Annotated in this window: 1 protein-coding gene; it reads right to left on the reverse strand. The window is 45.4% G+C overall.

Features of this window, described 5'->3' with window-relative positions; genetic code table 11:
• Window positions 1–357 (reverse strand): YPDG domain-containing protein (locus tag CD039_RS11890; protein WP_167386249.1); only part of this gene is annotated, 357 nt, incomplete at both ends.

The following is a 357-nucleotide window of genomic DNA, read 5'->3' on the forward strand; positions in this document are numbered from 1 at the left end:
TTTTTATCCTTAGTTTGCGGTACTTCTACTGGTTTGCCTGGTTGCGTTTTAGCGTCTTCGTAACCTGGGTCATGTTGACCAGCATCTGTTTCGCTTGGATCTTTAGGTGTTACTGTTACTTTCGCGTTCGTTGTCTCAGTTGAACCGTCTGGATAGTGTACTGTGACTGGGATATTTACCTCAGTACCTGGTGTCGCATTCGCCGGTGGTGTTACTGTGATTTTTCCTGTATTAGGATCTACGTCTACTGTCCAGCCTGACGGTACATCTTTAGGTCCTTCGAATTCTGTACCTGGTGGGATATTTTTATCCTTAGTTTGCGGTACTTCTACTGGTTTGCCTGGTTGCGTTTTAGCG

The organism is Staphylococcus argensis (genome assembly GCF_002902305.1).
Taxonomy (GTDB): Bacteria; Bacillota; Bacilli; order Staphylococcales; family Staphylococcaceae; genus Staphylococcus; species Staphylococcus argensis.